This is a genomic window from Planococcus sp. RAB007_Raresut (assembly GCF_057369535.1).
The window spans coordinates 1-339 of sequence record NZ_JBXYIF010000055.1; the positions used below are offsets into that span (position 1 = coordinate 1).

The window sequence follows — 339 nt, forward strand, 5'->3', positions numbered from 1 at the left end:
GATATTTCTGACCATCTACAGTAACTGAAAGCTTGAGTGACTTGTGCTCACGCAGGAGCACATCCAATCCCGATGTGTAGGCATGTAAAGGAATACGACCTAAACGTTGATTATATAATTCACGTTTTTTAATAAATAAAGGATATAAACCCAAACTCGCATTATTTAAATAAATATGATCATTGATTTTGGCGACATGTACTTCATGTACCTTCCCAGTTGCAATGACTTCCGCCGCTTGAACGACATCAATCGGGATATGCAAAGCACGAGCAACATAATTAAATGTCCCTAATGGCATAATACCCATCGGAATATCCGTATGCATTAATCGCTGAG

At 38.6% G+C, this 339-nt stretch carries 1 protein-coding gene; it reads right to left on the reverse strand.

Going from position 1 to position 339, the window contains the following annotated elements; translation table 11 throughout:
• Positions 1-339, reverse strand: a 339-nt coding sequence (locus AC2Q9J_RS17740; protein ID WP_499041986.1) for a diacylglycerol/lipid kinase family protein, incomplete at both ends; no start/stop codon positions are given.